Raw genomic sequence first — 4032 nt, 5'->3', positions numbered from 1 at the left:
CGGCAAAGCCCATGGCGGTGGGCTGGCCCTGCAGGCCCAGTTCATCCAGCAGCCAGGTAAGCGAAACCTTCTGAGAGGCTGCATCTAGCTTTGCAGGGATAACGGTAACCGCATCGGAAAACTCGTGCTTCAGCTGGCCATTCACCACCAGCAACACCGGCTGACCGTCATTAAACATGGCGAGGTCTGGTGTTAATTGCTGTTGAGTATCAATGACTACCCGCAGAGGTTGACGGCATTGCGTCAAAGGGTAATCACTAAAATTCGCCTGCTCGGGTCTGACCAACAGACTGGGGTTGTCGGCTTTCACCGTGCCACTACCGGTTAGTACTGCACAGCTTTGGGCTCGAAAACGCTGAACGTCCTGACGAGCAGCCGGGCCAGTTATCCACTGACTAACCCCATTAGCAAGCGCAATTTTACCATCCAGGCTACAAGCAAGTTTTGCTCTGACCCAGGGCCTGCCGCATGTCATGCGCTTAATAAATCCTGGATTCAACGCTTCAGCTGACTGCGTCAGCACGCCCTGAGTGACTGCAATTCCTGCATCCTGTAATCGCTTTATACCGCGCCCGCTCACTAACGGATTAGGGTCGGTCATAGCGACCACTACCCGGGCGACGTTGGCTTTAACCAAGGCTTCGGCACAGGGTGGAGTTCTGCCAGTGTGGCTACAAGGCTCAAGCGTGACATACGCGGTAGCGCCTTGCGCTTCATTACCCGCGTCTTGCAACGCGTGTACTTCTGCGTGAGGGGTACCTGCCTGTAAATGCGCACCTGCACCAATCAGCGTGTTGTCTTTAACAATCACACAGCCGACACGGGGATTGGGAGATGTTGTATATAAACCGCGACGAGCCTGTTGAATAGCCATCGCCATCCAATACTCATCGGAATGTAACGGAAAAGGGTTGGACATGGGAGTTAATCCCCTAGTCTGGCTATCTCTTCACCAAACTCTTTAATATCTTCGAATGAACGGTATACGGAAGCAAAGCGCACATAGGCCACTTTGTCGAGTTCTTTCAGGGCATCCATGATCAGATTACCTAATAATTCACTCTCTACTTCCCGCTCACCCGTTGCGCGCAGCGTTGACTTCAACTTCAGAATACACTGCTCAACTTTCTCGGTGCTCACCGGACGTTTTTCCAGTGCGCGCTGTAACCCGGCTCGGAGTTTGTCCTCATTGAAGGGTTCGCGCGTACCATCGCGTTTAATCACACGGGGCATCACCAGTTCCGCACTTTCAAACGTGGTGAAACGTTCGTGACACTCTGCGCATTCGCGACGACGGCGTACCTGATGTCCCTCAGCGACTAAACGAGAGTCAATGACTTTAGTTTCTTCGGCAGAACAAAAAGGACAATGCATGGTGAACTCCGGGGTAAACAAAGCTGGTGGCGAACACCACCAGCTCGTCTTTCAGTTTGTTACGCGTAAACCGGGAAGCGTGAGCACAGCTCAACCACTTCGCTTTGTACACGTTCAACAACACTTTCATCACCCATGTTGTCCAGGATGTCACAGATCCAGCTTGCAACCTGCTGTGCTTCTTCGACTTTGAAGCCGCGACGGGTAATCGCTGGTGTACCGATACGCAGACCACTGGTAACAAACGGTGAACGCGGGTCTTTTGGTACCGAGTTCTTGTTCACAGTGATGTTTGCACGGCCAAGGGCTGCGTCTGCATCTTTACCTGTGATGTCTTTATCGATGAGATCCAACAGGAACAAGTGGTTGTCGGTGCCGTTAGACACAATCTTGTAACCGCGGTCCTGCATTACCGATACCATGGCTTTTGCATTGGTCAGTACTTGTTGCTGATACTCTTTAAACGCCGGCTCTAGTGCTTCTTTGAACGCAACCGCTTTCGCAGCAATAACGTGACAAAGAGGACCACCCTGGTTACCCGGGAAAACAGAGCTGTTGAATTTTTTGTACAGTGTTTCGTCGCCACAAGCAGACAAAATCAGACCGCCACGAGGACCAGCCAGTGTTTTGTGCGTAGTCGTGGTAACCACGTGTGCGTGTGGCAGTGGGTTCGGGTAGATACCCGCTGCAATCAAACCTGCAACGTGTGCCATATCAACCATCAGGTAAGCACCCACTTTGTCCGCAATTTCGCGGAAACGTTGCCAGTCAACAATACCTGAGTAAGCAGAGAAACCACCGATGATCATTTTTGGCTTGTGCTCAAGCGCTAACGCTTCAACCTGATCGTAATCGATTTCACCGGTTTCTTCGTTCAGGCCGTACTGAACTGCGTTGTACGTTTTACCTGAGAAGTTTACGTGAGCACCGTGAGTAAGGTGACCACCTTCTGACAGGCTCATACCCAACACAGTATCACCTGCGTTCAGTAACGCCATGAATACAGCAGAGTTAGCTTGTGAACCAGAGTGTGGCTGCACGTTGGCATACTCAGCACCAAACAGTTGCTTAGCACGCTCGATAGCTAAATCTTCTACGATGTCTACGTATTCACAACCACCGTAATAACGCTTACCAGGGTATCCTTCAGCGTATTTGTTGGTCAGTTGAGAGCCTTGGGCTTCCATTACTCGTGGGCTACAATAGTTTTCAGAGGCAATTAGCTCGATGTGGTGTTCCTGGCGTTGATTTTCTTTATCAATCGCGGCAGCTAATTCTGGATCAAAGTCGGCAATGGTCATTTCGCGCGGTAACATGGAGGCTCCTTACTGCGTAATTTGGTCGCATATCATTCAGAAGGGCATATTCTAGTCATTTTCCGACCTATGTATACTGCTTTGTGGCCGAATTATGACAAAACCTTCAGTTCAGTCAGGTTGACAGTTGTCAACCTGAGACTATTTCTGTTTTTCCAGCTGTTTGACTCTTTCAAACAACTTATCGAGCTGACGGGCTCGAACGGCATTCTTACGCCACTCACGATTGGTCATCGCGGGTTGTCCGGACGAGTATACACCAGGCTCTTTGATGTCACTGGTGACCATGGTATACCCGGTAATCTGCACGTTGTCGCAGATGGTCAGGTGACCGTTAATACCGCATCCGCCGGCAATAATGACGTATTTGCCAATGTGCGTGCTGCCGGCAATCCCGGTTGCTCCGCAAATACAGCTGTGATCACCAATAATGCAGTTGTGTCCAACCTGGACCTGATTATCAATGATAACGTTAGTGCCAATGATGGTGTCGTCCAGTGCGCCCCGGTCGATGGTCGATGACGCGCCGATTTGGCTGTCATCGCCTATTACCACCGAGCCGGTTTGCGGAATCGGTAACCAGGTTCCTGCATCATTGGCATAACCAAACCCGTCGGCACCAATCACCGTTTGGCTGTGAACGCGAACCCGTTTGCCAATGCGCACACTGTGATAAATCGTTACATTAGGGTGTATTACGGTACCGGCCCCAATTTTAGAGCCTTTGCTGACGACAGTATTTGCGCCGATTACCACGTTGTCACCTAACTCAACGTCATCCTCAATAACACAATGGGGCCCTAGTGCGACGTTGTTGCCCAAGGTCGCGCTTTTGGCCACGATCGCCGTTGCGTGTTGGCCCACTGCGACACCCGGTGTGGTATCGAATAACTGTGCTATACGTGCAAACGTTGCATGTGGATTGTTATGCACCAGTGCCGGTATTGGACAGTCTACGGCATCATTTGGATGCAAAATCACAGCGCCCGCTTCTGTTTGCTGCAACTGAGAGCGGTATTTGCTGTTGGTTAAAAATGAAATCTGTGAGCTGTTGGCGCTGCTCAATGTGCCTACACCACTCAGCGAAATATCACCATTTCCCTGTACATCTCCCCCCACCTGCTCAGCCAGTTCGGCGAGCGAAAAAACCTTGGGTTGTTGTTGCATGAAACTTCCTTTATGAATAAGGCTGACTCTCTTTCGCGTAGTGTACAAAAAAAATGGCTGGCTGGCTGCGTCGACGTTCAAAAAAATGCACCGTTGATCGTGTTTTCGTGCTGACTATCGCTAGGGGCTGTTGACCTTTGCTGTATCATTTTTGTTCTATATAGAAGCGTTTTAA

4 protein-coding genes are annotated in these 4032 nt (G+C 50.5%); all 4 read right to left on the bottom strand.

Translation table 11 applies throughout. The features are described from left to right. Window positions 1-919, bottom strand: a 919-nt coding sequence (gene ribD, locus AC4MRN_RS13920; RefSeq protein ID WP_491203599.1) for a bifunctional diaminohydroxyphosphoribosylaminopyrimidine deaminase/5-amino-6-(5-phosphoribosylamino)uracil reductase RibD, incomplete at its 3' end; no start/stop codon positions are given. Between the two features lie 5 nt (window positions 920-924). Then, window positions 925-1374 carry a transcriptional regulator NrdR gene (gene nrdR, locus AC4MRN_RS13915; RefSeq protein ID WP_073322929.1) on the bottom strand — a complete coding sequence of 150 codons (450 nt, stop codon included), beginning with the start codon at window positions 1372-1374 and terminating at the stop codon, window positions 925-927. A 59-nt stretch (window positions 1375-1433) separates the two neighbouring features. After that, window positions 1434-2690 carry a serine hydroxymethyltransferase gene (gene glyA, locus AC4MRN_RS13910; RefSeq protein WP_073322931.1) on the bottom strand — a complete coding sequence of 419 codons (1257 nt, stop codon included), beginning with the start codon at window positions 2688-2690 and terminating at the stop codon, window positions 1434-1436. Between the two features lie 141 nt (window positions 2691-2831). Continuing rightward, the gene (lpxD, locus tag AC4MRN_RS13905) at window positions 2832-3857 is read right to left on the bottom strand and encodes a UDP-3-O-(3-hydroxymyristoyl)glucosamine N-acyltransferase (protein ID WP_073322933.1); all 1026 of its coding nucleotides are present in this window, start codon (window positions 3855-3857) and stop codon (window positions 2832-2834) included. Between the last annotated feature and the right edge of the window lie 175 nt (window positions 3858-4032).

Source organism: Marisediminitalea sp. (assembly GCF_984433645.1).
This window is presented reverse-complemented; position numbering and strand designations above follow the sequence as displayed.

Bases quoted from the DNA above. Each gene is read 5' to 3' on its own strand.
- nrdR (WP_073322929.1), bottom strand. From the start codon at position 1,374: ATGCATTGTCCTTTTTGTTCTGCCGAAGAAACTAAAGTCATTGACTCT.
- glyA (WP_073322931.1), bottom strand. From the start codon at position 2,690: ATGTTACCGCGCGAAATGACCATTGCCGACTTTGATCCAGAATTAGCT.
- lpxD (WP_073322933.1), bottom strand. From the start codon at position 3,857: ATGCAACAACAACCCAAGGTTTTTTCGCTCGCCGAACTGGCTGAGCAG.